This is a genomic window from Marinobacter sp. G5_S1_61_S3 (assembly GCF_054968585.1).
In genome coordinates this window covers 101,330-127,184 of record NZ_JBQKUK010000006.1, presented here as the reverse complement: position 1 = coordinate 127,184, position 25,855 = coordinate 101,330, and the positions used below count along the sequence as shown (strand labels likewise).

Here is a 25,855-nt window from a genome sequence, read left to right as displayed (position 1 = left end):
TGTCTGATGGAAGAGTATTGTCGGGGGGACTGAAAACTGTATGTAAGACTGTCTTACAGCGAAACGGGAAAGCGGACAGGCGTCACATTACTGATCGGTCGACTGCCTGCGATAAAACCGAAGCAATCGTTCCAGCATATCGGCAACGTTGCTCTGTTTGCGAAATCCGTGACCCTCGTCAGGGTACACATACACCTCCGGAGAGCCACCATTGCGACGCAGCGCATTGACGATGGCAGTGGTCTGCTGCGGGACCACCACCCGATCCTGCGCACCCTGGAAAAAGATCATCGGTCGACAGAGGCGATCTGCCTGAGCCAGTGGCGACCTCTGCTGCCAGTTGTCGGGACAGTCGTCGGGAGATCCCAACAACCAGTCCAGATAACCGGATTCAAATCGATGCGTCATCGCTCTCAGCCGCCGGGGATCACTGACACCGAACTGGCTGGCGCCCGCCGCAAACACGTCGGTTTGGACCATGGCCAGCAATGCGGTATAACCGCCCGAACTGCGGCCCTGGATGAAAAGCCTGGCGGGATCAACGGCTTTGTTGTCGACCAGCCAGCGAGCAGCACGTTCCATATCCGCCACGTCCACACGTCCCCAGTTCCCCGCCAACGCCATGCGAAAGGCCCGGCCGAAGCCAGAACTGCCGCGGTAGTTCACGTCAGCCACGGCAAACCCCTGACGGCACCAGAACTGGGTCTGGAGGTTGAGCACCGGATAGGTCGTGGAGGTCGGGCCGCCATGGGCAATCAGGATGATTGGTACCGACTTACCATCAGACGCGGATGGCACTGGCGGGTAGAAAAAACCGCTGATGGCATCGACACCACCGGCTGATGGCGGAACGCTGAAGAGTTCCGGCTGAGACAATGTCATTCCAGGGAAAGGCTCTTCGCCACCGGAGAGTGGCTCGGCATGTCCGGTGCCCCAATCGACCGACAACACCGTGTCGAGCCGGGTGGACGAGCGGGCAATACACAGCACCCTCTGGCCTTGCACAACCAGGCATCGAAAGTCGACGTACTCCCTTGCGATCCGCACGCCTGTTTCTTCATTCTCTGAACACAACCACAACTGCCCGACTCCGGCCTGGTACCGCACACGTACCCAGCCACCGTCGGGAAGGCATTGGTGGTGACGCTCGCCCAGTTGCCAGGGGGCGCTGGCATGATCCTCCCGCGTGCCATCCAGCAAGTGCCATTGCCCACTGGACGCCAGTCGCCACGGTTGCCACCACCCCTCATGATCCGACAACACAATCACGTCGTCGCCATCAAATATCGGCTGCTGCACACTGCCTTTTGAAGGCGAGGGCCAGCGTCGCGCCTGGGTCAGTGAGCCGTCCTGCTGAATCGATGCTGTCCAGAGTACGGAGGCAACCCACGGCATATCCGGTAACGACCAGCTCACCCAGGCCAGGTGCCGCCCGTCGGCCGATACCGCCGGGGCGCTGTAAAAGTCTTCCGACTCGTGGAGTATGCAGTTCGCTGATTCACTGTCCGTTAGGGCAATACCCATCAGTTGCTGGCGGCCATTCGCCTCACGCACTGCCAACACCCGGTGATGCGCCGCGTCCCAGGAGAGTCCGCCATAGCAGGCATCGTCGTCAGTGAGTGGAGAGCACGCCCCTGTGGCCGTATCAATGTGATAAACCTGCTGCCCGGACGCCTCGACGGCGAATACGCTTTCGGGCCCGGCACACAGCTCACCACCTCCATAACCGTTAACCTGGCTGCGAGCGCTGAAGCTGCGAGAGAGCAAAGGAATCCCGACACCCGCCTCCACGGTCATTATCACATTGCCACCACTGACCGGGTCGGACTCCAGCCAGAATACACCGATCGCAGATGCCGCTAGCTCTGTACGCTGCAAAAGCGCCGACGAGGCCTGTTCTGACGTCAGCTTTGTCGTTGCATCTGGCTCACGGGGCGCATCAGCCCCTGAAGAACAACCGGGAGTTGTTGGCGTTGCGATAGGTCAGCTCCTCCAGCCCGGCGGTGGCATGGTCCGCCGCTTGGCGGGCGGCGAGGATGCGGTCATGATGGGGTGATTTACTGCAAACCGGGTCGGCGTTGTCGGCATTACCGGTCAGCAGGTAGGCCTGGCATCGGCAGCCGCCGAAATCCTTTCCTTTTTCGTCGCAGGACCGGCACGGCTCCGGCATCCAGCTGTCACCCCGGTAATGGTTGAAACCCGGGCTGTCATACCAGATGGAGTGTAGCGAGGAATCCCGTACATTGGGAAACTCAATGGGTAACAGGCGGGCGCTGTGGCAGGGTAAGGCGGTGCCGTCCGGCGCCACGGTGAGAAACAAACTGCCCCACCCGTTCATGCAGGCTTTTGGCCGCTCTTCGTAATAGTCCGGGGTAACAAAGATCAATCTCATCGCCGAGCCGCCATCTGCCAGGCGTTTGCGATAGATGTTTACCTCGGCCTCTGCCTTTTCCAGCTGAGCCTTGGAAGGCATCAACCCCTCGCGGTTTTCAAACGCCCAGCCGTAGTACTGACACGTAGCCAACTCCACGTAATCCGCACCCAATCGCTCACACAAGCTGATGATATCGTTCATCTGGTGGATATTGTGCCGATGGATCACAAAGTTGAGCACCATGGGGTAACCCGCTTCTTTTACCGCACGGGCCATCGCCAGCTTCTGCTCGAAAGCCTTGCGTGAGCCGGCCACGGCGTTGTTCAGTTCCGGGTCTGAGGCCTGGAAACTGACCTGGATATGGTCCAGCCCGGCGTCGCGGAAAGCGTTTACCTTGGCCTCGGTGAGCCCCAGGCCGGAGGTTATCAAATTGGTGTAATAGCCCAGCTGCCTGGCTTCTGCAATCAGCTCCGGAAGGTCCTGACGCACCAGCGGTTCGCCGCCGGAAAAGCCCAGTTGGGCTGCTCCCATCTCACGGCCCTGGCGCAGCACCCTGACCCACTCTTCGGTGCTTAATTCCTGCTGGGTCTGCGCGAAATCCAGTGGGTTGGAACAGTAAGGGCACTGCAGTGGACAGCGGTAGGTCAATTCCGCCAGCAGCCATAGGGGCGGACCAATACCAGGGCGATCGCCCGCCGGCATGGTGTCGTGCTGACTCATGGAAACAGTATCCAATGCTGCTGTTCGGCGTCCTTGAGGAAATCACTGACATCGTTTGCCAGGGATCCAGCATCGGGGAACTGCTGTTCCAGGATAGCGACAATATCGGCCACCGTGCGCTGGCCATCCACTTCCTTCAGCACCGCCCCGGCGCTGTCGTTCAACCGCACCATACCTTCGGGATACAACAGCACATGGGCGTTCTGGGCCGGCTCCCACTGGAAGCGGAAACCCGGGCGAAGTCGCGGTGTGCGCTCCATGGGCGTGGCCACTACACCCCCCGGTGCCAGACTGGCTGGTTGGTTACGGTGTGGTACGGCGGCGTGCGGTGCTGATAAGCCATAGTCAGGGCATCCAACATAGACCATAAGATATCCAGTTTGAATTGAAGGATTTCCAGGGCACGGGCCTGCTGTGCCGCGGTGGTAAAGTGATCCAGGGTAATCGTTAAACCATGCTCCACGTCACGGCGCGCTTCCGACAGCCGCTTGCGGAAATAGGCATAACCATCGGTCTGGATCCAGGGATAATGCAGGGGCCAGCTATCGAGCCGGGACTGGTGAATCTCGGGTGCAAACAGCTCCGTCAGGGAGGAACAGGCCGCTTCCTGCCAGGTCGCCCGTCGGGCAAAGTTCAGGTACGCGTCTATCGCAAACCGCACACCCGGCAGCACGTGGCGCTGGTCGAGGACCTCGTCCCGGGTTAGCCCTACGGCTTCCGCCAGGCTCAGCCAGGCCTCGATACCGCCTTCGTCGTCACTGTGCCCATCATGATCCAGTACTCTTTGGAGCCACAACCGGCGCACCGAGGCATCCGGGCAGTTGGCCATGATCGCTGCGTCCTTGCGGGGAATGTTGATCTGATAGTAGTACCGGTTAGCGACCCAGCCACGAATCTGCTCGGGAGTACAATCACCGCCATACATGGCTTTGTGGTACGGATGGTGGATGTGGTAGTACTGGCCCTTTGCCCGCAGGGCCTGCTCGAAATCCCCGCGATTCATGACAGGTGTAGCGAGTGCGTTCACGAGGGCACCTCCATATCCAGATGCATGCCGTCAAACGACACCTCAATGCCGTGCCTGGCCAGCACGGCCCGTTCCGGAGAGTCTTCGTTGAGAATGGGGTTGGTGTTATTGATATGAATAAGGATTTTCCGGCGTGCTGGCATGGTATCCAGCACATCGATCATGCCCCCGGGGCCGCTCTGGGCAAGATGCCCCATTTCCTGACCGGTACGGGTACCCACCTCGCAGCGCAACATTTCATCGTCGTGCCAAACGGTACCATCCACCAGCAGCGTGTCGGCTTTGCGCATCCACTGCAGAATCTGCTCATCGGGCTGCCCGAGCCCCGGGGCGTACATGACGGTTTCATCACTGCGGGTGTCTTCTATGAAAAGCCCAATGTTGTCTCCCGGGTGGGGATTATTCCTGCGCGGCGAATACGGCGGCGCATTACTGAGTAACGGAATGGCCGTCAACCGCAACGCCGGGGCACAGGGAATGGAAAAAGACTGTTGATCGGTACAGGGTACTTCATGCCACTGGGGGCCACCGCTCCAGTGGGTGAGCATGCGAAACAGTGGAAAGCCGCTGCTCAGATCTTCATGCACCTGGGCGGTACACCACACGTCCAGGGGCAACCCCTCGCGCAACATCAGCAAACCGGTGGTGTGATCCACCTGGCTGTCGCACAGCAACACCGCGTTAATTCCGGTATCCCGAAGCGCACGCGCCGGCTGCATGGCATCAAAGCTTGCCAATTGAGCACGAATGTCAGGAGAGGCGTTGCAGAGAATCCAGTGCACGCCGTCTTCGCTGATGGCAATGGAGGACTGGGTACGTGCGCTGGCGTTCAGGGTCCCTTTGCGGAATCCATCACAGTTGGCGCAATTGCAGTTCCATTGGGGAAACCCTCCGCCGGCAGCGGAACCGAGGATACGAATCTGCATAACGAAAACTCCAGAAGCAAAATGGCCAGCGCACGAGGCTGGCCATCACTTCTCAGCGGTTGGCGAAGTACATGGTGACTTCGAAGCCGATCCGCAGGTCTTCATAGGCTGGCTTGGTCCACATAACGCTTACCTCTTGTGATGATTGTTGTGGCATTGAGGATCCGTTAACCGGTCATCCGGTAACTCACCTTCAATCCTACCCAGTCCACGAAAAGGCAAATATGGTACTTTGGCACTGATTTCCAGCCGATCCGGGCCCTGAAATTCATCCTTTCGACCCATTCCGGTGAACGCCGGCGCAGACACAAAAAAAGGCCCTGGGAAGGACCTAAAAATGGCAGGAAGACCCATCCACCCCCACCAGTCAACTACAACCCGGTAGAGATGCACCCCGGCCAGACACCGGGGAGGAATGTGCACATCCATGTGCTGACTCGCCACCGGGCCTGTGTGGGAGGGCCCGGGCACAACAGTCATTGGCGGACTTAGAAGAAGCCCAGCGGGTTGATGTCGTAACTGACCAGCAGGTTCTTGGTCTGCTGGTAATGGTCCAGCGCCATCTTGTGGTTCTCGCGGCCAACGCCGGACTTCTTGTAACCACCGAAGGCAGCGTGCGCCGGGTACTGGTGGTAACAATTGGTCCATACGCGGCCCGCCTGGATGGCGCGGCCCATCCGATAGGCACGGTTGATGTCGCGGGTCCAGAGGCCGGCACCCAGACCGAACTCGGTATCGTTGGCGATGGCCAGGGCTTCTTCCTCGTCCTTGAAGGTGGTTACGCCCACCACCGGGCCGAAGATTTCCTCCTGGAACACACGCATGTTGTTCTTGCCTTTGAACAGCGTGGGCTGAACATAGAAGCCATTGTTGTAGGCATCATCCATCTCCTCACGGCCACCGCCGGTCAGCACTTCCGCGCCTTCCTGCTTGCCGATGTCGAGGTAGGACATAATCTTGTCGAACTGCTCCTTGCTGGCCTGAGCGCCGACCTGCACATCGGTGTCGAGCGGGTTACCACGTTTGATGGACTTGGTGCGCTCAACAACCTTGGCCATGAACTCCTCGTACATGTCTTCCTGCACCAGCGCACGGGACGGACAGGTACAGACTTCACCCTGGTTGAAAAACGCCAGCACCAGGCCTTCCACACACTTGTCGATAAACTCCGGCTCAGCCTGCATTACGTCTGAGAAGTAGATGTTCGGAGACTTGCCGCCCAACTCTACAGTAGAGGGGATGATGTTCTCGGCCGCGCATTTGAGAATGTGGGAGCCCACCGGTGTGGAGCCGGTGAAGGCAATCTTGGCAATACGCTTGCTGGTGGCCAGGGCCTGGCCCGCTTCAATGCCGTAGCCGTTGACGATGTTAACCACGCCCGGGGGTAACAGATCGCCAATCAGGTCCATCAGGATCAGGATGCTGGCTGGCGTCTGCTCGGCTGGCTTCATCACCGTACAGTTGCCGGCTGCCAGACAAGGTGCCAGTTTCCACACAGCCATCAGCAGTGGGAAGTTCCAGGGAATGATCTGGCCAACCACACCCAGTGGCTCATGGTAATGATAGGCCACAGTGTTGTTGTCGATGGCGCTGGACGTGTCTTCCTGGGCGCGGATACAACCGGCAAAGTAACGGAAGTGGTCAACCGCTAAAGGAATGTCGGCGTTCAGTGTCTCGCGAACGGCTTTGCCGTTATCCCAGGTTTCGGCGACCGACAGCATTTCAACATTCTGCTCGATACGGTCGGCAATTCTCAGCAGGATATTGGAACGCTCAGTGGTCGAAGTTTTTCCCCACGCTGGCGCGGCCTTGTGGGCGGCATCCAGAGCCAGGTCAATATCTTCGGCCGAGGAGCGGGGGATCTCACAGATGACATCGCCGGTCACCGGCGTGATGTTTTCAAAGTACTGACCCTTGACCGGGGCGACCCACTCGCCGCCGATGTAGTTCTCGTAACGGGGTTTGAAGGAGACGACGGAGCCTTCCTTACCAGGTTGTGCGTAGATCATGGTCTCGACCTCTTGTTGTGTTTGTCGCAGGACAACGCGGCCTTGCGCGTTTACCTATTCAATGTAGACCCCGGCACTGGATAGTTGAATGATTCGATGGAGGTGAAAAACTCATCCCTTGGTAGTAAACGCCAGGGCATGGAGGTGGGAAATTACCACCTGTTCGGCAGTGTCCACGACGTCAGGAGGGAATTCGCCCTCTATCCCAAGCCTGCGTAGTAATGGGAAGCGGCCTACAAGGAAAAAGACAATCTGACCCATGACGGTATGGGCCTCGATGATGACCCGGCGCTCGTCGGGTGACCGGTCCATCACGACCGCAATCAGGCGGGTCAGGTGCACATGGACACGTTCGAAGGTTTCCTCGTAGAGGATATCAAACGCCTCAGTGGGACTGGCCTGTTCGCGCATCACCAACATGAGCCAGCGGCGAGCCTCCGGGGCCTGGGCGAACTGGCGAACCATGCGTTTCACGATGAGTTCGAGTTGGGCCAGGGCCTGATCGCAATCACTGGCGCTTGCAGCCGATTGCTCGCCAGTAAAACCGAAAACTTCTCTCATGCGCCGGGCAATATGCCGGGCAATGGCGTGGTACAAGCCAGTCTTATTATCGAAGTAATAGGCAATGGAGCCGATATTGGAATCGGCGGCTTCGGCAATCATGCGGGTCGTGGTGCCTTTGAAACCATATTGACCAAACAACTCCATGCCCGCCAGGATCAGTTTTTGGGCGGTTTCGTCTTCGGCTTTGCCCGGCTCGTTTGCCACTGCTTTCTCTCCAAATGCACTATGTTGTCTCGGTTGCATGAGGCATCTTCCCTGATTCGCGGGCAAAAAAGTAGGTGTACAGCACCGGCACCACGCCCAGGCTCATCAGGGTTCCCAGGCCCAAACCAAAGGCCATGGCGCTGGCCATGGCATAGAATAGCGGATCTTTACCCACAATCAGCGGCAACAGTCCGAGGATGGTCGTGGCAGCCGACATGACAATGGGCCTGAGCCGTCGAACGGAGGCGCGGACAACGGCCTCCTGCAGCGAATGCCCCTCGTCACGACGTTCCCGGTCGATTCGTTCGATCAGCACGATGGCATTATTGATGATAATGCCGGCCAGGCTGTAGATCCCCAAAAGTACCATGAACCCGAAATCCGCCCGCAATACCAATAGGCCCATTGATACGCCCAGTATCACCAAGGGAATGGTGACCACGATCAACAGCGGGCGCTTGTAGGAATTGAACTGGGCTACCAGCAGGATCAGGATCAACCCCAGGCACAATGGCAGGTTGGCTTGCATCGAGGCCTGCCCTTCGGCGGACTGCACCACCACGCCGTCAAACTCAACCCAATGGCCCGGCGGCAAAGAGGCCTCCAGGGATCTCAGTGTTGGGGTGATGCGAGGCACCATGTCCTCGGCAGTCAAAGCATCGTTTCGTCCTTCGATGGTAATGGCACGAACCAGATTGTGCCGGTCGATCCGGTAGTAGCCATCGTCCAGCCCGATTGTCGCCACCTGGTTCAGGGGAACACCCTCACCAGGGTCGTTCAGCGGGTAGACCACTAGCGATTTCAGGCGCTCCAATCGGGACCTCACTTCAGGCGGGTAACGCAACACAATGGGCACCAGGGTGTCGCCCTGGCGTAACTGGCTCAGTTGATAACCATCAATGGCTCCTTTCAGCGAGCTGGCAATATCGGCAGAGGTGACACCGGCGCGATCCGCCTGTGCCTGGTTAACCTCGATACGCAATGACGGTATGCGTGCTTCCCAGCTCTGACGCACGTCCCTGCCCCCCGGCATAGCGCGGAGTTCTGCCTCCACCTTTGCCGCAGTATCGTAGAGCACCTCTCGGTCTGGCCCCTTGACCAGAATCTCCAGCAGGTTGGAATCTGAAGGCCCGAGGAACATCCGGGTGACCTGGGAGGACAGTTGCGGAAACTCCTTAGCCAGCAGTTGCCGCGCCGCTGTCATCACCGATGCCATCTGGTCCCTCTTTGCCACGTTCAACACCAGGAAGCCTCTATTCGGCGCCGGATCGATGGGGGTGAGTGACAACACGAACCTGGGACCACCAAATCCGGCGTAGGCCGCCACACCCGTCAGTTTGTCACCCAGAGATTCGGTGAGCGACCGGCTGACCGCCTGAACCTGCTGGTCCGTTGCAGAGGACGCACTGTCAGATGGCAGATCCAGGTAGACCAATACCTGATGCCGGTCTGAATCGGGAAAGAACTTCTTGGGCACCACCTGCATCAATCCAATGCCTAGAAACAGCAAAGCCACCACCGCTATCAGGAATAACGGCCGATGCCGCAGGCAGCGTCTGAGCACTACCTCATACCCACTGGACATAGCCCGGAACAGGCGCTCGGATAATGCCGCCGGCCCGGTTTGTTGCTGAGGTGCACTGCTATCGGAATCATCAGCGGGGCGTTGCATGAAGCGATGACACCATATCAGCACCACTGTCATCGACAGCAGCCAGGACGTCAGCAACGACAGGGCAATCACTATTGATATCGACCGGGTATATTCGCCCGAGACATGTTCCGCCAACATCAGTGGCAGGAAGACCAGAATGGTGGTCAGCGTGGACGACAGAAGGGGCATAGCCAGTTCACCCCCGGTCTGTTTCAGCGCCAAGTCACGAGACTTACCCTCCGCCAGGCGGACTTTGAAGTCCTCCGCAACGACGATCGCGTTGTCCACCAACAGCCCCAGGGCAATGACGAGGGTTGCGAGGCTCATGCGCTGCAACGTCATGTCGAAGAGCCCCATCAATGCCAGGGTTACGAGCATGACTGCCGGTACCGTTGAGCCGACTATCAGGCCGGTGCGAATGCCCAGAAACAGAACCACAACCACCAGAACAATAGCCAGGGTCTGTATCACACTGAGGCTGACGCCATAGACCGCATTGGCCACCTGGTCCGCCTGGAACGTCATGATGTCCAGGTTATAGCCCGCCGGCAGGCTGGCCCCGATGTTGTCCAGGCGAGCCCTTACGGCTTCGCCATAATCAAGGACGCTATAGCCATCAGCCATGGAGATGGCAAATACAATTGCACGCTTGCCATTGTGGTAAGCGGTGTTAGCGGGAGGATCCAGGTATCCCCGATTGACCGCTCCAAGGTCCGCCAGGCGAAGGGAGCCACCATCGGGCAACCGAATGTCCGATGCCCGCAGGGCTTCCAAGTCCGGAAACGCACCCGACACCTGCAGTGCCAGCCGCTGCTCTCCGGATTCCATAACGCCCGCCGGTGAGATAACGTTTCGATCACTAAGCTGTGAGGCCAACTGAACCGGCGTCAGCCCAAGATTGGCAAGGCGGGATTCACTGACATCGATGTAGATGCGTTCCGGCTGCACACCGTGCAACTCCACCTTACGGGTTCCCTCCACACCATACAGACGGGCGCGCACATGTTCGGCAATCTGCAGTTGTTCAGCCTGGCTGAACTGATCTGAGGTGAGCGCAGCAGTGACCACGGCCACATTACCGAAATCGTCATTGACGACTGGCGCCTCAGTCCCCTCCGGTAATTGACTGCGGGCACTCTCCACCTTCTGGCGCACGTCATCCCAGATCTGAGCCAGATCGAAGTAGCGATCCTGAATCTCAACATGAATCAGTGACTGCCCCCGCATCGAGGTGGACCGGATATGCTCCACCTCGGCAACCTGTCGAATCCGGGTTTCCAGCGGCTTGGTGATCCATTCCTCGACCTGCTCGGCGGGTAAGCCAGCAAAACGGGTACTGACCACCGCCTCGCGGACGGTAATACTGGGATCCTCCCTGGTGGGAAGCGAGAGGTAGCTGAACGCGCCAAAGAACATGGCGGCCACGGTGGCCAACAGGACAACCGGACGGAAACGGAACGCGAGCTGGGAGAGGTTCATGACCACCTCAATGGAACTGTTGTGGGCCCTGGCCCAGAATGCTGACGCGGTCACCTATCGAGACAAACTCGACACCGCGCGCGACAACTTTCTGCCCCACTTGCAGGCCCCCGGTGACCACCGCCTCGCCGTCTGCTACCGAGAGTACTTTCACCGGCACGGAGACCAGTTGGTTAGCGTCATCAAGCAGCAGAACCCGAGGCTCACCCAGGACTGGGTATAACAGGGAAGTCAGTGGCACACGAAAGGAGTCAACCGACGTGGTCATGCTATCGGTCGCTATCTTGAAAGAAACTTCAGCGGTCATACCAGAGCGAAGCCCCGCCATGGACCCAGTCATACGGAGGATAACCGGGTAATCATTCCCGTCAGCGGCGTGACTGCCAATGTGTGTTACCCGCGCGGTCGTCTGTGCGCCGTCCAGTGCGGGCACTGACACTGACTGGAGGCTTTCTGCCTGAACCTGCCCGATGACGTTCTCCGGCACCCGGGTCAACACGTCAAAACCGTCGCCACTTGAAACAAGGTTGAAGATGACCTCGTTGGCCGCCACTCGTTGCCCGGGTTCAGCGTGCCTGCGTGCCACAGTGCCATCGAACGGTGCCCGCAGGCTTGTCTGTTCCAGATCCCGCGCTGCCAGTTTCCGGGACGCGACGGCGGAGTCCACCCTGGCCCTGGCACCAGCCACGGCTGCCTCTGCGTTTTCCAGGGTAGCTTCACTGGTATGCCCGCCCTGGCGCAGCCTTGTCAGCCGCCGTAGCTCGCGCTGAACGTCAGCAAGGCCTGTCCTGGCCTCCACCTCTGCCGCCTTACTGCGTTCATACGTCAGTTGGTAGCGCTCGCCATTCAACCTTGCGAGGATATCGCCACGCTGAAAGGCATCGCCAACATCCAGGGTCAGATACTCCACCTGGCCAGTTACTTCAAAGCTCAGCGTGGTTCTTCGGCTTGATTCCACCCGGCCCGGCAAGGTCATCCAGGACATCGATTCAGCCGGCTCAACATTTGCCACGTCCACTAGCCGTGGCGGAGAAGAGGTATCCAGTGGTTCAGAAGCCGGCGAGCAGCCGGCCAGTATCAACACCGCAAGAATGATTACCAGCACCACAAGCCACCCCTGTTTAATCATCTGATTAAGACATCATATAATCATTTGATTAAAACTGAAAGGATGTACCATAAAAAAAGGGCTGCCTTTCGGCAGCCCCTTCTAGACCCGATACCGAGTCGGTAAACTCCAGGGATCAGTTGCTCGCAACACGATCCTTCGGCAGCTTGAACGTCCAGACCATACCGCCCTGGTTGAAGTCCTTTACCACCTTGGCCACTTCACCGCCCCAGAGCGGAACCGCCCCACCCCAGCCAGAGGCCACAGAGACATACTGCTCGCCGTCCATGGTCCAGGTGACAGGCGTACCCACAACGCCGGAACCGGTGTTGAACTTATACAGCTCTTCGCCGGTCTTGGCGTCAAAAGCCTTCAGATAGCCTTCGGGCGTACCAGTGAAGACAAGGTTGCCAGCGGTTGTCATCACACCACCCCACAGCGGAGCGGTGTTTTCATAACGCCAGACTTCCTTGCCGGTCTTCGGGTCCATGGCACGGAGTACGCCGATGTACTCGTCATTAGCTGGCTTGATGGTAAAGCCCGCACCCAGGAAAGCCGCGCCTTTCTTGTAGGAAACTGGCTCGTTCCAGATATCCATGGACCATTCATTGGACGGCACATAAAAAAGGCCAGTGTCCTGGCTATACGCCATGGGCATCCAGTTCTTGCCGCCAAGGAACGCCGGCTGGGCAACAACAACTTCACCTTTACTTCCCTCCATTGCGGAAGGGTCGCCCGGGCGGCCACCGTCCTTGAAGATCGGACGACCGGTCTTCGGATCAAGGCCTTCAGCCCAGGTGATCTTGTCCACGAATGGGAAGCCGCGAATAAAGTCGCCGTTCTCACGGTTCAGAACGTAGAAGAAGCCGTTACGGTCAGCGGTTGCCGCCGCTTTCACGGTTTTGCCCTTTTCTTTGTAATCGAACGAAATCAGCTCGTTGACACCATCGTAGTCCCAGCCATCATGAGGCGTGGTCTGGAAGTGCCATTTGATACTGCCATCGTCCGGATCGATTGCCACCCGCGAGGATGAGAACAGGTTATCGCCAGGGCGCAGGTGTGAGTTCCAGGGTGCCGGGTTACCGGTTCCGAAGAACAGGGAGTCGGTGTCCTGATCATAGGTGCCACCCAACCAGGTCGCAGCACCGCCGTTCTTCCACATATCACCCGGCCAGGTCTGTCCGGCTTTGCCGCCGGAAATGCCGTTTTCAACCGCCTTGCCATCTTTGTAGACATAGCCCATATGGCCTTCAACGGTCGGCCGCATCCACACCAGCTCACCGGTATTGGCGTCGTAGGCTTCCACCTTGCCGACAATACCGAACTCACCACCGGAAACGCCGGTAATCACTTTGCCCTTGACGACGATCGGTGCGGCAGTAATGGCATAACCCGCCTGGTAGTCGGCAACCTTCTTGATCCACATGGGCTTGCCGGTGTCTTTGTTCAAAGCCACGAGTTTGGCATCGAGAGTGCCGACAATAACCTTGTCGTCGTACAGGGCAACGCCGCGGTTAACAACGTCGCAACAGGGCATGATGCCGTCGGGCAGACGCGCGTCGTACTGCCAGATTTCCTCGCCGGTTCTGGCGTCAATGGCGTAAACACGGGAATAGGAGGCGGTCACATACATCACGCCATCCTTGATCAATGGCTGCGACTCCTGGCCGCGCATTTTCTCGCTGCCAAACGAGAACGCCCAGGCTGGCTGGAGGTATTGAATGTTGCTGGTGTTAAGGTCTTCCAGGATACTGAAGCGCTGACCCTGGGTACCCATGCCGTAACTGACAATATCGCCCGGCGTTTTATGATCGTTCATGATGTCTTCGTCGGTGACCGCGTGGGCCCCATACGATACCGCCAGTGCCAGGGCACTGGCCGCAATGCGAATCCCGAACTTGTTCGATGTCATGGTTGCGCTCTCCAAGTCTCTTGTTTTCGGTGCGATCGTTTTTGTTTCAGGATGAACCGGGAACTTTTCCCGCCTCTGAAGTGATTCTTCGCTTTGGGACGAAAACCAACAATTACCCCCCGGCACTGGTTTTCTCATCACTTGGTATTACTACCTCCAAAAACAAAGCCCGCGAGGGCTTCGCGGGCTTGATGTATCGCTCGAAATAAAGCGGGGAGTCATCAACGCTGACCTTCGGCCTTAGCCAACGCTTCCTCGCTGAGAAATTCCCGATAATATTGGGGAACGCTATATCGCAGCCCCAGCTCCGCAAACAGTGCTTGCATGTCGCCGGATTTCACCAGGTCACCGATAATGGCTTCGATCGCATAACCGAGCTGGCGATGGGTATGCTTGATGGCCATGCCCACGTCCCAGACCTGCTTGCCGATACCCGGGAAGCCGTTCCCTGCCAACTGGAATTCGGTATTTCCAGCGCGCCCAAGCTCATGATCGATCTCGGCACGCATACCCATAACGGCACTTACCGTGCCATCGCGCATCGCGTTGAAAGACTCGCGAACATTAGGGTAATGCCTGACCTGCTCACGCATGCGACCCTGCAAGCCGGAGCTCAGATAGAAGTCCGGAAGGGTGTCGATCTCTACGCCGATCGGGTGATACTGGAACTTGGCGACGGTGTCGACGCCTTCGATCTTTTCGGGGTTGAAGGCAATTTGCCAGGTTTCCTGCTGGTAGGGGCCGAACAGCACCACCTGTTCGTTGATGTATTCCCCGGTGGAATCCTGCATGTAGGCATATTGCTTGTCATAAGGCACCCGCATCATCACGTCTGCCAGCCGGCGCTTGGCGAGGTAGTGCCCTTTCCAGACATTGTTTCTGAGGTCATCCCCCAGGTTTTCATCAGGCACAATCCAGTGCACCCGGAATTCAACGCCCATGGCCTCGGCAATCTGCTTGCCCACTTCCACGTCAATGCCACGGGGTTCTCCGTTCACCTCGTAGGAGTACGGCGGGAAGTTTTCATAAACACCGACTTTCAGATAACCGGATTCGAGAATGATGTCGTAGGTTCGGTCCGCAGGCCTGTTCAGCAACGGATCGCCGTCATCCACTTCCTGCGCCGGGACCACCTGGAAAAACAGCATCAGTACGATAATACGGGACAGTGTTTTCATTGTTTTCTCCCCAACGACGTCAGGCCGGCACAGGGCCGGCCTGAGTACAGGCTTTGTGTGAACATCCGTGAGGCGATCATTCCGGCTTCGGCAGAGACTCCACATAAGTCCGAATGGCCCATATGGCGTTCTGGTCCAGTGTCTTCTTCCAGGCGGGCATGCCCCTGTCAGTGCCGTTGAGCACTCGGGTAACGTAATACTCGTCATCCCACTCAGTCAGCTCACGCAAGTCGGGCGTCAGGCCGCCGGACATAGCGCGGATACCGTGGCAGCCTGCGCAGTTGCCGGCGTACGCACTCTCTCCCACGGTCACGGCCTGGGCATTGTGCTTGCCATACTCATTGCCTTCCCGAAACGGGTTCTGCGATCGCACTTCGTCACCGAGTTCAGGCAGGTCACCAGTGTCCACCTCCTGTGGAGTCACGTTGCCGTGAGCCATTACCAGACCAGCAGCTCCCAAAAGAGCGGCTGCCAGCAGCGTGTGAAGTGAAAAGGACGTGGTCATTGTTGCTACCTCTGCTATTTGATTCCTCATCCATTGGCTGTTGGTTTTGTCAGACGCCAATGTGCTTACTCCCAGTCTAGGAATCGCACCGCTCAATCCGAATGCCACTTTGGGGGTTTTGGTGTAGTTCCTTGGTAGTAGATGCGAGGGGTTGCTGCAGAAATCTCATCCTTTAGTACCGGCAGATTCCTACTTTCTGAATATTCCTGAGACTTTTTCCCTTCTCTATGCTGGAAGCACAACAACAAACCGGAGAACTTCATGTCTCTTTTGTTCAGGACTGCATTGTTCAGGACTGCAACCGCAATGCTGGCAGCTATCCTCAGCACCGCCCCGGTGAAAGCAGATTCTCTTGAGGTACGCATAGGGTACGTGCAATGGCTTCCGGACCAGGGCCCGGTTCTGTCCAATGTCCTTCCCGAACCGGAAGACGCCGGCCTGAAAGGCGCAGAACTGGGCATGCAAGACAACAGCACCACCGGGAAGTTTCTCGGACAGACCTACACCCTGGAAAGCAGGGTTGCCGACTCGGAAGCTGACTTTATGGCCGCCTTCGACCAACTGCGCGCGTCCGGTATCGAACTGTTCGTGGTGAACGCTCCGGCACAGACACTGAAGAGAATGACCGCCAAGGCGGGCGAAAACACACTCCTATTCAACGCCGGCTCAAGGGCGGACGAACTTCGAACCATCGAATGCAACGCCAACCTGCTCCACACCATGCCCAGCTACGCCATGCTGACTGATGCACTGGCACAATGGCTGAACCAGAGGCGCTGGAACGAGATTTTCATGATTACCGGGCCCACTGACGATGACAAAGGCTGGGCCAATGCCTTTCGCAGATCTGCCAAGCGCTTCGGCCTGGAGGTGATTGAAGACAAACCATGGACGTTTGACGCCGACCTTCGCCGCACCGCTTCCAAGGAACTGCCGTTGTTTACCCAGGCCAGCGATTACGATGCCGTCGTGGTGGCGGATGTTCGAGGCGATTTCGGCGAGTACGTGCCGTTCAATACCTGGCTGCCGCGCCCGGTTGTTGGAACACAGGGGATGTCACCAGTCACCTGGCACCGGGTAGTGGAAAGCTGGGGCGCCGCTCAACTGCAAAGCCGCTTCCGTGATCTGGCTGGCCGCGACATGAACGGCGAGGACTATGCCACCTGGGCAGCCATTCGTTCCATCGGCACAGCCGTCACGGACTTGGGTGACGCAAGCCCCAACGCAATCCGAAGTTTTCTGTTCAGCGACAAATTCCAGCTTGCCGCCTTCAAGGGCCGCAAGCTGACTTATCGCGATTGGAACGGCCAACTTCGACAGCCAGTTCCACTGGTGCATCCACGGGGTCTGGTTGCCAGAGCGCCGTTCGAGGGGTTTCTGCATCCCAACACGGACATGGACACGCTCGGCTTCGACAAACCAGAGAGCGAATGTCGCATCAACGGCTGACCGCTCTGGCGGAAGCTTTCTATAACAAGAAGGAGTTACATCATGAAGTCTCTGCTCAAGCACGCCGCCCTGGCCGCCATCGTCGGCCTGTCGACACCGGCGATAGCCAGCCTTGCCTACGTGTCCAACGAAAAAGACAACACCCTTTCCATCATCGACACCGAGACTCAGGAAGTTGTTGAGACCATTGATGTGGGCCAGCGGCCACGGGGCATCCTGTTGTCCAAGGACCACACCAAGCTCTATATCTGCGCCAGTGACGACGACACCGTTCAGGTGCTGGACCTGGCGACCCGCAAGATCGTCGACACCCTGCCCTCCGGTGAAGATCCCGAACAGTTCTCACTTCACCCGAACAACAAGCATCTGTACATCGCCAACGAGGACGACGCCATCGTGACCGTGGTGGATGTGGACACCAAAGACGTCCTGGCCCAGATTGACGTCGGCATCGAGCCGGAAGGCATGGCCGTCAGCCCGGACGGCAAGTGGGCGGTAAACACCAGTGAAACCACCAGCATGCTGCACTGGATCAACACCGAGACCTTTGAGATTGAAAAGAACATCGTTGTCGGGCAACGCCCCCGCCACGTGGAATTCAGCAAAGACAGCAAGATTGCCTGGGCATCGGCGGAAATCGGCGGCACCGTGCACATCATCGATGTGGACAATCTGGAGCAGATCCATGAGATGTCGTTCAAGGTTCCTGGCGTGAATCAGGACCGCGTTCAGCCCGTCGGTATCGAGCTGACCTCCGATGGCAAATACGCCTTCGTAGCGCTCGGCCCATCAAATCATGTTGCAGTCGTCGATGCCCAGACTTATGAAGTGTTGGATTATCTACTGGTGGGCAGTCGGGTATGGCAACTGGATCTCGATAAGGATGAGAAACATCTCTATACCACCAACGGCGTTTCAGGAGACGTTTCGGTGATCGATGTCGAAGACCTGAAGGTGATCAAATCCATCAAGGTCGGCCGCTACCCCTGGGGTGTGGTCATTGATCCGTCCTCATAACACCAGCATGACCATTGAAGCCAGCCATATTAGCTTTCGCTACGGCGACAAGCCCGTGCTCAAAGAGGTCAGCTTCGCGCTGACATCTGGTCATTTTCATGCCTTGCTGGGACCGAATGGCGCCGGCAAGTCCACACTGTTCGGTTTGTTGACCCGGCTTCTGGCGCTCCAACAGGGCGAACTCCTGCTGGCCGGTCAATCGTTGAAAAAACAGCCATCCGAGGCCATGCGCCAGATTGGTGTGGTGTTCCAGCAGAACGCTCTGGATCTTGATTTGACCGTGCGCCAGAACCTCCAGTATCACGCCGCGCTGCACGGCTTATCTCGCAAAGAAGCCCGAACGCGGGGTGATCGCGAGCTGGCTCGTTTTGAACTGCTCGAGCGCGCCAACGAACCCGTGCGCAAGCTCAATGGCGGCCACCGACGGCGTGTGGAAATTGCCCGGGCCTTGCTTCATGAGCCCTCTCTGTTGCTGCTTGATGAGCCCACTGTCGGCCTGGATGTGGCAAGTCGCAGAGCGCTCAACGAACATGTTCGCATTCTGTGCGACGAGGCCGGCCTGACCGTGCTGTGGGCGACGCACCTGATCGAGGAGGTGCAACAGGATGACCGGGTGTTGATCCTGCACCAGGGGAAACTGCTGGCCGATGGCTCCGGCCAGGACATTTGCGAAGCCGAGGGCACCCGGAACCTGGCGGAAACGTTTCACTCGCTGACGGGGGCAGGATAATCATGAAAGCGGCCCATTACTGGCACTGTTTTGTCGGCATCCAGACGCGGGAGTGGTTGCGCTTCTGGCAACAACGCACTCGCTTCGCCAGTGCCCTGGTCCGGCCGCTTCTGTGGCTTGTGGTATTTGCCGCCGGCTTCCGGGCTGTGCTGGGTATTTCCATTATTCCGCCCTACCAGACCTACATCACTTATGAGACCTACATCGCCCCCGGACTGTGCGGGATGATCATCCTGTTCAACAGCATGCAGGGGGCTCTGTCCATGGTGTATGACCGGGAACTGGGCAGCATGCGGGTTCTATTGATGAGCCCGTTGCCCCGCCCCTTCCTGCTGGTAACCAAGTTGCTGGCGATGGGCGTAGTGTCGGTCGGGCAGGTGTATGTTTTTCTGCTTCTGGCCCTGCTGGTGGATGTGGAGCCACCATTGTGGGGCTATCTGGCCGTCTTGCCAGCCTTGATTCTAACCAGCCTGATGCTGGGAGCACTGGGCCTGCTGATTGCCACCTGGATCAAGCAGCTGGAAAACTTTGCGGGGGTGATGAACTTTGTCATTTTTCCGATGTTCTTCATGTCCTCGGCGCTTTACCCACTGTGGAAAATGAACGAAGCCAGCCCCTGGCTGTACTGGGTCTGCCAGTTCAATCCGTTCACCCACGCAGTGGAAGCGATCCGTTTTTCGCTGTATCTGGAGTGGAACCCCGCCGCCTTCGGCATTACCGCCGGTGTAACGGTCGTGCTGGCGCTTTTGGCAACGACGGGGTTTCGGCCACAGAGGACCAAGATACTGGGGACAAAGCCTGCCTGACCGAGAGGCATTCGGCAGGCAGGGGTACCCGCTTACCAACCTTCCTTTGGTATGCCGTGTTCTTGGAGGTAGTCGCCGTGCTTTTCTAGGTAGTTTCGGGTTCCCACCTCAAAATCATCTGGATCACCTGGCGCCTCTGAGGCCTGCATACGCATCACCTCAACCTCGTTCCCGATCTGGTTCATGATCCAGACTACTATTGTGCCGCCGGGAGCCAGGCCAATGGCCATGGTATGTCGGGGCCCCGACCTCACATCTACCTGCGTTTTGTAGGTGGCGGGCTCCCGCATACGATCCTGCAGGTCGGGCGGCACCTTAATCAATTTGGCGTAGTACTTCTGCTCTGCAAAGGAGAACCAGTGGATGAGGATCAATTCGGGAAAAGGATCAACCCCCGTGCTCGACCCACTGGGGCCTCGAGGTCCTTTCCAGCAACAACTTACATAGCCTACTGGCTGACGCCAGTTTCGTTCTCCTGTTTTCTCAAGAAACAAACCGACGCCCCAAATATCATAGTGCTTAGGGGCTACCACTTTTATACCCCAGGGAATGTCGTCCTTTGCCGATATAGCGCAGCCACTGGCCATTAGGGCTATGGCGGCAACACCGATTGCCAATGCCTTTTGAATTATCATTCTCCCTCCTGTTGGGAATATATCCGGCGCTCCCCCGAGGACGCAGGCGCATGGGGGAACAACACTCCCAGCTTCGCCGGTATTCCCGCTATCTGAGCCTCAATGCTGTTGTAGTTTGCCGAGTGATGGATATAGCGTTGAAGTAATAGGTCCAAGTCTTCGGTGCCGAGAGAAGGCACCTCATTCCCGTCAGCAACCTGTTCCAAAAGTTGCGACAAAATTGGTTCCAGTTCTGCTGGTAACGTATTGTCATCTTTTCTGGTATCAACATCTCGGAAGGGTACGTTATTTTCGATTGCCAAGTGGTGCATCAACCGCAGAACTACCCGCGAATATTCTCCACGCACTTGTCGCAACATTCGCAAGATCAGTTCTACGCTTCCATTTGGCACCGGGTGGTCATGGCGCTGAGTGACAATTTCCAGTCGGGCGGGCCCCTCAGAGCCCAGCTCCTTCGGCCATGCCTGCAACTGATCCGACTGCCTTACCGGCAGGCTACAGGGACCAATCCAACCTTCCGCCGCCACCTGTTGCCTCTGGGCCTCAAGGTTGTCCCACTGTAAAGTTTCCTCCGGCCAGCGCAGCCGGTTTTGAGGTATCTGTAGCGTCGGGCTGAGTAGCACATCCTCCCTCTGGCTTTCATCATAGCCACCGCCAATATCAGAGTGAACGCCCGGCAGCGTGACCTCCCGGAAGTTGGCTGGGAGGCTGCCATCCCGATTTCTTAGACTGTTCAGGGCAAAGTTCTTTCGGTGTTCGTGGGCGGCGGTCAGGTGTACCACCTGACCTACCTTGCCAGGATCCAGATATAGCCTCACCGGACGGTTTCGGTCGTTGTGAGCTAACAGGTCACCGGATAATGGGTTAACAATGGCCGCCACGGAATCAAACAATCCCACGAAACGTATTTGTACCAATTCTGGCCAGAGAACACCGCTCTCCGCCAGTATCCTTGCCAGTAAGCCGCTTTCTCCCTGATTGATTTCATGGGCAGCGTGGCGTGCCGCCGCCGCTCCGCGGCTAAAACCAAACAGATCAACGGTCAGTCTCTCAATGGTCTGACCCTGCAGATCTTCTTTAATTAACAAAGCCAGTCGTGAGAAAGCATGATTTACCTGCTGAATGACTCCCGCCTCCCCCATACCAGTGGCAGCGCCATACCATTTATCGCTATCTCGAGTCTTGGTGCCCGCGCCAGGAGCATAAACCTGGCGCAGGTAGGTTGTGCCCCCTTCAGACTCCAACTCTCCTTCCTTGTACAGATCTCGCAGTTTCGCCACGTTGCTAAGGCCATTGGCGTAACTATCCCCCATCATCAGGCGAATTCGCCACTCACATTCCTCCCGACTTATCTCATCGTTTTCATAGGGAATCAGACAATCCCGCTCCAGCTGCTCGGCAAACGAGCGGGCATTGGCAGCGTTGTTCATGGTGCCGTCGGTAAATATCCCGACTTCCAGATGTACTTTGGGAGGATCGGCAAAGGCGTCCTCGGCCGCCTTTGCCGCCGAAACATTCAGCGGTGCCACCAAAGCGGCTGCTCCCAGCGGCAGGCTCAATCGATGATCTTCCGCCCCGTCTTGCGACTCACGCTCAGATCGCCGCCATTGACGATAATTCGCCGAGAACAACCCTACACCCAACCCGCCTATACCCTGGGGGTGATACTGGCGCAGCTGTTCAGGAGTAATGTCGCAGGCATTCAGCTCTGCTACGCCTTTTTGAATGGCATAAGGTAAGTTCATTCCGCCACTGCGTAACCGCCAGCGCCCTCCCGCGGGCAGGCTGTCGTCTGGCAGCCAGCTCACGACGGGAGAAAGGGGCCGTCCGGACCCGGTATAGACAAGCATCAGCCTGTTATCGCTGACTGCCCGGCAGACGGTTTCGGTCAGATCATGGCCGCTGCGGGTTTGGGGCCCGAATGCCGATTCCATGCGCGCGCGGACACTGCCATCGTCCTGAATAAGGCGCCGGGCCCTATTGGTGGCGATAAAGGGGGATTCAATGCGGGGAAGGTGGTAGGCCTTCAGGTCCCATACCGGGACCAGGTCCATAAAGCCCATCGTCAGCACTCCTTGTTGACGGTAGAAGACAAGCTGGCCATGTTAGCCGATGTTTCACGAAGGCAACAATTCGAGTGTCACGTTTTTTCACTAAACCAGGTCCACGCCCTCCGAGTCTCGCAACTTCCCAAGAAGATCGCTGATCAAACTGGGCTCGCCAATGGCATCGTCCCATTGCAGCTGCGCCGGACTACCATCCAGATACCATAGCCGGTTCGCCAGGATCTCGGCATCGCGCCCATCATGGGTTACGCAAATCATGGCCATGCTGGCGTTGGCGTCCAGGATTCCGGCAATCAGTGTTTTCAGTTCACTCGCCATTACCGGATCAAGCGACGCGAAGGGCTCATCAAGCAACAACAAATCCGGTTTAACCGCCAGGCAACGTGCGAGTGCGGCTCGTCGAGCCATGCCGAGGGAAAGCTGGTCCGGCAGGTAGTGACCGTATCCGGCAAGGCCCACCTGGCCCAGAACGATTTCAGCCTCCTCATCACTCGCCCCTACAAGCTGGAGGTTGGCATTCAGGGCTCGCCAGGGCAGCAATCGATGTTCCTGGAACAGGTAGCCAACCCGCAGTGTCTCGCGGCCAATAATGGCACCCTGCGGGAGTGCTTTGTCGAGCCCGGCGATGGCGTTCAACAGGGTGGTTTTGCCAATACCGGATGGCCCTAACAGGCAGATTCGATCGCCCCGCTCAATGGTGGCGAAGACCTCGCCCAACACGGGTTTGCCAAAACTGCGCCCGGCGATTTGTAGCTCAAGCATGGGCGGCCTCCGGCTGACGCCAGCGACCGGAGCGGCGTTCAAGGGGCTGCAGGATGGCCAACTCGATGAGTTGCACCACGGCGATAAAGGCCAGACTGTAGGCGAGGATGGAAGCCACATCGAACACCTGAAAGGCCATGTGTAACTGGAAACCGACACCACTGGAACGACCCAGCAGTTCGACCACCAGCACGATTTTCCAGATTAGAGCCAAGCCACCACGCGTAGCCGCCATCAGATAGGGAAACAGTTGTGGTACCCAGACCTCACGAAACCGTTGCCAGCGGGTGAACTCGTAGACGGTAGCCATGTCCTCGAGCCGGTAATCCAGGCTCCGCGCGCCTTCCCGAACCGTCACCGCCACATTGGGGACCTTGTTGATCACCACCGCCATCACCGCGGCCACTTCCACCAGGCCAAACCAGACATACATCAAGATGATGGTTACCAGCGCGGGCAGATTGAGAAGCAGGACCAACAAAGGATCGAACAGCGCATTGGTGGTTTGGGAGCGCCCCATCACAATGCCAATCCCGGTACCAAGCAGCATGGCCAATGCAAAGGCCACCACCACACGCGCTAGTGTGGCACCAAGGTGGTGCCATAGGGCTCCGGATTCGGATTCCTGCATCAGGGAATCTAAAACGTCGAGGGGAGACGGCAGCAAGGGGGACTTGATCACCCAGGCAACCGCCGCCCAGAAAAAGACAAGAGACGGCAACACCACCCAGTAACTCCAGGCCGGAGGGCGGCCAGAGAAGGCTCTCACGGCTGTCCCCGGTGAAACAGGTCGGTGGGCATACGATTGTCAGGATTGGCACCAGTGAGCGCCAGCAGACGATGCAGGCCCGCAATGCGCTGGTCCGTTAGCGGTAATGGTACGCCTGTCACAAACCCTTTCCGCAGCGATTGAAATACAGCGTCGTCAGGCTCACCCATCAGTGGCCGCAGGCGTTGCCAGAACCTTTCGCTATCCGAGAGCTCGTTCTTGGCCTGCTGCAACGATCTGGCAAAACGGTTCATCAACGCGCGATGGTCCTCCGCCCAATCAGCCGAAAAAACATACCCCAGAACCGGCAAGTTCCGGTCGAGATTAATGGCGACAAGAAGATCCGACATTCTGAACGCCGAACGCCAGCCGCCCTCACCTCTCAGGCGTGCGGCAAAATGCCAGTAGGTGACGATGGCATCCACCTGGCCCCGCCTCAGGGCCTGACTCAGCAGCGGTGGAGCGGCAAACTGCACATCGGCGGATGTCGCAAGATTGATCCCTCGCTGTTCCGCAACCTTTTGCAACAGTATCCAGCCCTTGCCGTCTGGCCCGCCTGCAACGCCGATACGCTTGCCGGCCAGATCGGCCACGGCGCGTATATCGGAGTCTTCAGCCACCACGATATCGCCAATCTGGGATGAAAACGGTACGTAAAGATAGGGCGCCCCGTCCTCAAAACGGGCCTGAGCCCAATGCAGGTCGGCTACAGCCCCGTTGACGGAACCACTGGTTACCGCCAGTCGGGACGCGGGCAGGTTGGCCACCAGCGTGAGATCCAATTGGTAGCCGTTCTTCCGATCCAGCCCCTGGTGGACTATGTGGTCCAACTCCCAGTGAGCGGTGCCGAACTGCAACACACTGACGGACAACACGGGCAACGGTTGATTATCGCGGGCATGAGCCGCCCCGGGTTGCGCAAAAACCAACCACAGGATGACCATAGCCATCCAGGCAGCGCGGACAGCAGCACCGGGAAACACAGGATCAGGCATTGTTATGGTTTGTTGACTCATCCCTCCACGATACGAAGCCCGCCGGCCGGCCAGAATAGTACTTTGGTGCCTGTTTTTTGGTGCGATGGTCGCATTCAACCCGGGGCGCGGATAGCGTGTAATGCAATCATCACAATAATAAACAGAGGATCACACCCCACTTGGGAGATCCCCTGTCCCAGGAGGCCGCCATGCTGAATGAGCCCGATGCCGCACTCTCTCCCGAAAAGCGCTATGATGTTTCGGAAACCATCCCTGATAATGACAACAAACCGGTGGATCCACCCATGGAGCCAACCTACAAAATATTGATTGCCGACGACCACCCGCTGTTTCGTGAGGCCATCAGCAGCGTGATATCGACCGGTTTTAGCGGTAGTCAGATCATTGAAACCGCCGACCTGGACAGCGCCCTGGACATTACCCGCGAAAACGATGATCTGGATCTGATTCTGCTGGATCTGAATATGCCGGGAATGCACGGCTTGAACGGTCTGATTACCTTGCGGAACGAAGCGCCAACCATCCCGGTAGTCATTGTATCGGCGGAGGAAGACAAACAGGTGGTGTTGCAGGCCATTACCTACGGTGCCTGCGGTTTCATCACCAAGTCCTCTCCCCGCGCCCAGATGACGGAGGCCATCCAGCAGATCCTCAACGGCAATGTCTACCTGCCTTCAGACATCATCCGAACCGGCAAGGAAAACACCCATCGCCGCAGCCGGCATGAGGACAACCCGATTTCACCAGAGCTGCTGAACTCCCTGACCCGCCGCCAGTTGTTGGTACTGGAGCGCATGTCCAAGGGGGAATCCAACAAGCAGATCGCGTACAACCTGAACATCGCAGAGACCACGGTTAAAGCCCATGTCTCGGCGATTCTTCGCAAGCTGGGGGTTCACAACCGGGTGCAGGCGATTCTGTCGGCCAGCGACGTGGATTTCAGTCAGTACCTGAAACGGTAGG

General features: G+C 57.8%; 23 protein-coding genes. 5 read left to right on the top strand and 18 right to left on the bottom strand.

Annotation, left to right across the window (positions count from 1 at the left end; all coding sequences use genetic code 11):
• Positions 1 to 87 precede the first annotated feature (87 nt).
• The 13 genes from ACTRWH_RS07575 to pedF all read right to left on the bottom strand — a co-directional run bounded on the left by ACTRWH_RS07575 (position 88) and on the right by pedF (position 15,660).
• Entirely contained in the window at positions 88 to 1,878 is a 1,791-nt protein-coding gene (locus ACTRWH_RS07575) for a prolyl oligopeptidase family serine peptidase (protein ID WP_462826204.1), read from the bottom strand.
• A gap of 61 nt (positions 1,879 to 1,939) precedes the next feature.
• Positions 1,940 to 3,094 (bottom strand): pyrroloquinoline quinone biosynthesis protein PqqE, encoded by a 1,155-nt coding sequence (gene pqqE / locus ACTRWH_RS07570; RefSeq protein ID WP_199448102.1) that lies wholly within the window; start codon positions 3,092 to 3,094, stop codon positions 1,940 to 1,942.
• Positions 3,091 to 3,354 carry a pyrroloquinoline quinone biosynthesis peptide chaperone PqqD gene (gene pqqD, locus ACTRWH_RS07565; protein WP_075194481.1) on the bottom strand — a complete coding sequence of 88 codons (264 nt, stop codon included), beginning with the start codon at positions 3,352 to 3,354 and terminating at the stop codon, positions 3,091 to 3,093. Before pqqD ends, pqqE begins: the two co-directional genes overlap by 4 nt.
• Before the next feature lie 11 nt (positions 3,355 to 3,365).
• A complete protein-coding gene (gene pqqC / locus ACTRWH_RS07560; RefSeq protein WP_462826247.1) occupies positions 3,366 to 4,097 on the bottom strand; it encodes a pyrroloquinoline-quinone synthase PqqC in 732 nt (243 codons plus the stop codon).
• A gap of 20 nt (positions 4,098 to 4,117) precedes the next feature.
• Positions 4,118 to 5,047 carry a pyrroloquinoline quinone biosynthesis protein PqqB gene (gene pqqB, locus ACTRWH_RS07555; protein ID WP_462826203.1) on the bottom strand — a complete coding sequence of 310 codons (930 nt, stop codon included), beginning with the start codon at positions 5,045 to 5,047 and terminating at the stop codon, positions 4,118 to 4,120.
• A gap of 52 nt (positions 5,048 to 5,099) precedes the next feature.
• Positions 5,100 to 5,171: a pyrroloquinoline quinone precursor peptide PqqA gene (gene pqqA, locus ACTRWH_RS07550; RefSeq protein ID WP_007153157.1), complete on the bottom strand. Its 72-nt coding sequence runs from the start codon at positions 5,169 to 5,171 to the stop codon at positions 5,100 to 5,102.
• Positions 5,172 to 5,535: 364 nt separating this feature from the next.
• Positions 5,536 to 7,056, bottom strand: a complete 1,521-nt coding sequence (exaC, locus tag ACTRWH_RS07545) for an acetaldehyde dehydrogenase ExaC (protein ID WP_075194290.1) — start codon at positions 7,054 to 7,056, stop codon at positions 5,536 to 5,538.
• Between the two features lie 111 nt (positions 7,057 to 7,167).
• Complete coding sequence (locus ACTRWH_RS07540; protein ID WP_226909974.1) at positions 7,168 to 7,824, bottom strand: CerR family C-terminal domain-containing protein; 657 nt, start codon at positions 7,822 to 7,824, stop codon at positions 7,168 to 7,170.
• 19 nt (positions 7,825 to 7,843) lie between these two features.
• Positions 7,844 to 10,957: an efflux RND transporter permease subunit gene (locus ACTRWH_RS07535; protein ID WP_213480148.1), complete on the bottom strand. Its 3,114-nt coding sequence runs from the start codon at positions 10,955 to 10,957 to the stop codon at positions 7,844 to 7,846.
• Positions 10,958 to 10,964: 7 nt separating this feature from the next.
• Positions 10,965 to 12,086, bottom strand: coding sequence for an efflux RND transporter periplasmic adaptor subunit (locus ACTRWH_RS07530; RefSeq protein WP_213480149.1), 1,122 nt, complete (start codon positions 12,084 to 12,086; stop codon positions 10,965 to 10,967).
• Between the two features lie 115 nt (positions 12,087 to 12,201).
• Positions 12,202 to 13,977, bottom strand: a complete 1,776-nt coding sequence (locus ACTRWH_RS07525) for a PQQ-dependent methanol/ethanol family dehydrogenase (RefSeq protein WP_085678947.1) — start codon at positions 13,975 to 13,977, stop codon at positions 12,202 to 12,204.
• Positions 13,978 to 14,198: 221 nt separating this feature from the next.
• The gene (locus tag ACTRWH_RS07520; protein WP_085678944.1) at positions 14,199 to 15,155 is read right to left on the bottom strand and encodes a substrate-binding periplasmic protein; all 957 of its coding nucleotides are present in this window, start codon (positions 15,153 to 15,155) and stop codon (positions 14,199 to 14,201) included.
• 76 nt (positions 15,156 to 15,231) lie between these two features.
• Positions 15,232 to 15,660: a cytochrome c-550 PedF gene (pedF, locus tag ACTRWH_RS07515; protein WP_041335220.1), complete on the bottom strand. Its 429-nt coding sequence runs from the start codon at positions 15,658 to 15,660 to the stop codon at positions 15,232 to 15,234.
• A 306-nt stretch (positions 15,661 to 15,966) separates the two neighbouring features.
• On the opposite strand from pedF, the gene ACTRWH_RS07510 reads away from it, so the two are divergent.
• From ACTRWH_RS07510 to ACTRWH_RS07495, 4 genes are read left to right on the top strand one after another with little or no spacing between them, the layout of a single operon-like run.
• A complete protein-coding gene (locus ACTRWH_RS07510; protein WP_213479791.1) occupies positions 15,967 to 17,109 on the top strand; it encodes an ABC transporter substrate-binding protein in 1,143 nt (380 codons plus the stop codon).
• Between the two features lie 42 nt (positions 17,110 to 17,151).
• Positions 17,152 to 18,126: a YVTN family beta-propeller repeat protein gene (locus tag ACTRWH_RS07505; RefSeq protein WP_213479790.1), complete on the top strand. Its 975-nt coding sequence runs from the start codon at positions 17,152 to 17,154 to the stop codon at positions 18,124 to 18,126.
• 7 nt (positions 18,127 to 18,133) lie between these two features.
• Complete coding sequence (locus ACTRWH_RS07500; RefSeq protein WP_462826246.1) at positions 18,134 to 18,856, top strand: ATP-binding cassette domain-containing protein; 723 nt, start codon at positions 18,134 to 18,136, stop codon at positions 18,854 to 18,856.
• Positions 18,857 to 18,858: 2 nt separating this feature from the next.
• Positions 18,859 to 19,662 carry an ABC transporter permease gene (locus ACTRWH_RS07495; protein WP_462826202.1) on the top strand — a complete coding sequence of 268 codons (804 nt, stop codon included), beginning with the start codon at positions 18,859 to 18,861 and terminating at the stop codon, positions 19,660 to 19,662.
• Between the two features lie 32 nt (positions 19,663 to 19,694).
• On the opposite strand, the gene ACTRWH_RS07490 is transcribed toward ACTRWH_RS07495, so the two are convergent.
• The 5 genes from ACTRWH_RS07490 to ACTRWH_RS07470 all read right to left on the bottom strand — a co-directional run bounded on the left by ACTRWH_RS07490 (position 19,695) and on the right by ACTRWH_RS07470 (position 24,910).
• Positions 19,695 to 20,297: a DUF2931 family protein gene (locus tag ACTRWH_RS07490; RefSeq protein ID WP_462826201.1), complete on the bottom strand. Its 603-nt coding sequence runs from the start codon at positions 20,295 to 20,297 to the stop codon at positions 19,695 to 19,697.
• Positions 20,294 to 22,360: a phospholipase effector Tle1 domain-containing protein gene (locus ACTRWH_RS07485; protein WP_462826200.1), complete on the bottom strand. Its 2,067-nt coding sequence runs from the start codon at positions 22,358 to 22,360 to the stop codon at positions 20,294 to 20,296. Before ACTRWH_RS07485 ends, ACTRWH_RS07490 begins: the two co-directional genes overlap by 4 nt.
• A gap of 90 nt (positions 22,361 to 22,450) precedes the next feature.
• Entirely contained in the window at positions 22,451 to 23,125 is a 675-nt protein-coding gene (locus tag ACTRWH_RS07480) for an ATP-binding cassette domain-containing protein (RefSeq protein WP_462826199.1), read from the bottom strand.
• Complete coding sequence (locus ACTRWH_RS07475; protein WP_462826198.1) at positions 23,118 to 23,894, bottom strand: ABC transporter permease subunit; 777 nt, start codon at positions 23,892 to 23,894, stop codon at positions 23,118 to 23,120. The genes ACTRWH_RS07480 and ACTRWH_RS07475 overlap by 8 nt, the downstream gene beginning before the upstream one ends.
• The gene (locus ACTRWH_RS07470) at positions 23,891 to 24,910 is read right to left on the bottom strand and encodes an ABC transporter substrate-binding protein (protein ID WP_462826197.1); all 1,020 of its coding nucleotides are present in this window, start codon (positions 24,908 to 24,910) and stop codon (positions 23,891 to 23,893) included. The genes ACTRWH_RS07475 and ACTRWH_RS07470 overlap by 4 nt, the downstream gene beginning before the upstream one ends.
• 266 nt (positions 24,911 to 25,176) lie before the next feature.
• Here ACTRWH_RS07470 and ACTRWH_RS07465 point away from each other — a divergent pair, with 266 nt between their 5' ends.
• Positions 25,177 to 25,854: a response regulator transcription factor gene (locus ACTRWH_RS07465; RefSeq protein ID WP_041336792.1), complete on the top strand. Its 678-nt coding sequence runs from the start codon at positions 25,177 to 25,179 to the stop codon at positions 25,852 to 25,854.
• Position 25,855 lies beyond the last annotated feature (1 nt).

Excerpts from the sequence above, each read along its gene's own strand:
- ACTRWH_RS07465 (WP_041336792.1), top strand. The coding sequence starts at position 25,177 with ATGGAGCCAACCTACAAAATATTGATTGCCGACGACCACCCGCTGTTT.
- ACTRWH_RS07505 (WP_213479790.1), top strand. The coding sequence starts at position 17,152 with ATGAAGTCTCTGCTCAAGCACGCCGCCCTGGCCGCCATCGTCGGCCTG.
- pedF (WP_041335220.1), bottom strand. The coding sequence starts at position 15,660 with ATGACCACGTCCTTTTCACTTCACACGCTGCTGGCAGCCGCTCTTTTG.
- ACTRWH_RS07470 (WP_462826197.1), bottom strand. The coding sequence starts at position 24,910 with ATGAGTCAACAAACCATAACAATGCCTGATCCTGTGTTTCCCGGTGCT.
- ACTRWH_RS07510 (WP_213479791.1), top strand. The coding sequence starts at position 15,967 with ATGCTGGCAGCTATCCTCAGCACCGCCCCGGTGAAAGCAGATTCTCTT.
- pqqE (WP_199448102.1), bottom strand. The coding sequence starts at position 3,094 with ATGAGTCAGCACGACACCATGCCGGCGGGCGATCGCCCTGGTATTGGT.
- ACTRWH_RS07480 (WP_462826199.1), bottom strand. The coding sequence starts at position 23,125 with ATGCTTGAGCTACAAATCGCCGGGCGCAGTTTTGGCAAACCCGTGTTG.
- ACTRWH_RS07535 (WP_213480148.1), bottom strand. The coding sequence starts at position 10,957 with ATGAACCTCTCCCAGCTCGCGTTCCGTTTCCGTCCGGTTGTCCTGTTG.
- pqqC (WP_462826247.1), bottom strand. The coding sequence starts at position 4,097 with ATGAATCGCGGGGATTTCGAGCAGGCCCTGCGGGCAAAGGGCCAGTAC.
- ACTRWH_RS07525 (WP_085678947.1), bottom strand. The coding sequence starts at position 13,977 with ATGACATCGAACAAGTTCGGGATTCGCATTGCGGCCAGTGCCCTGGCA.
- pqqB (WP_462826203.1), bottom strand. The coding sequence starts at position 5,047 with ATGCAGATTCGTATCCTCGGTTCCGCTGCCGGCGGAGGGTTTCCCCAA.
- pqqD (WP_075194481.1), bottom strand. The coding sequence starts at position 3,354 with ATGGAGCGCACACCGCGACTTCGCCCGGGTTTCCGCTTCCAGTGGGAG.
- exaC (WP_075194290.1), bottom strand. The coding sequence starts at position 7,056 with ATGATCTACGCACAACCTGGTAAGGAAGGCTCCGTCGTCTCCTTCAAA.
- ACTRWH_RS07530 (WP_213480149.1), bottom strand. The coding sequence starts at position 12,086 with ATGATTAAACAGGGGTGGCTTGTGGTGCTGGTAATCATTCTTGCGGTG.
- ACTRWH_RS07485 (WP_462826200.1), bottom strand. The coding sequence starts at position 22,360 with ATGGGCTTTATGGACCTGGTCCCGGTATGGGACCTGAAGGCCTACCAC.
- ACTRWH_RS07490 (WP_462826201.1), bottom strand. The coding sequence starts at position 20,297 with ATGATAATTCAAAAGGCATTGGCAATCGGTGTTGCCGCCATAGCCCTA.
- ACTRWH_RS07520 (WP_085678944.1), bottom strand. The coding sequence starts at position 15,155 with ATGAAAACACTGTCCCGTATTATCGTACTGATGCTGTTTTTCCAGGTG.
- ACTRWH_RS07495 (WP_462826202.1), top strand. The coding sequence starts at position 18,859 with ATGAAAGCGGCCCATTACTGGCACTGTTTTGTCGGCATCCAGACGCGG.
- ACTRWH_RS07500 (WP_462826246.1), top strand. The coding sequence starts at position 18,134 with ATGACCATTGAAGCCAGCCATATTAGCTTTCGCTACGGCGACAAGCCC.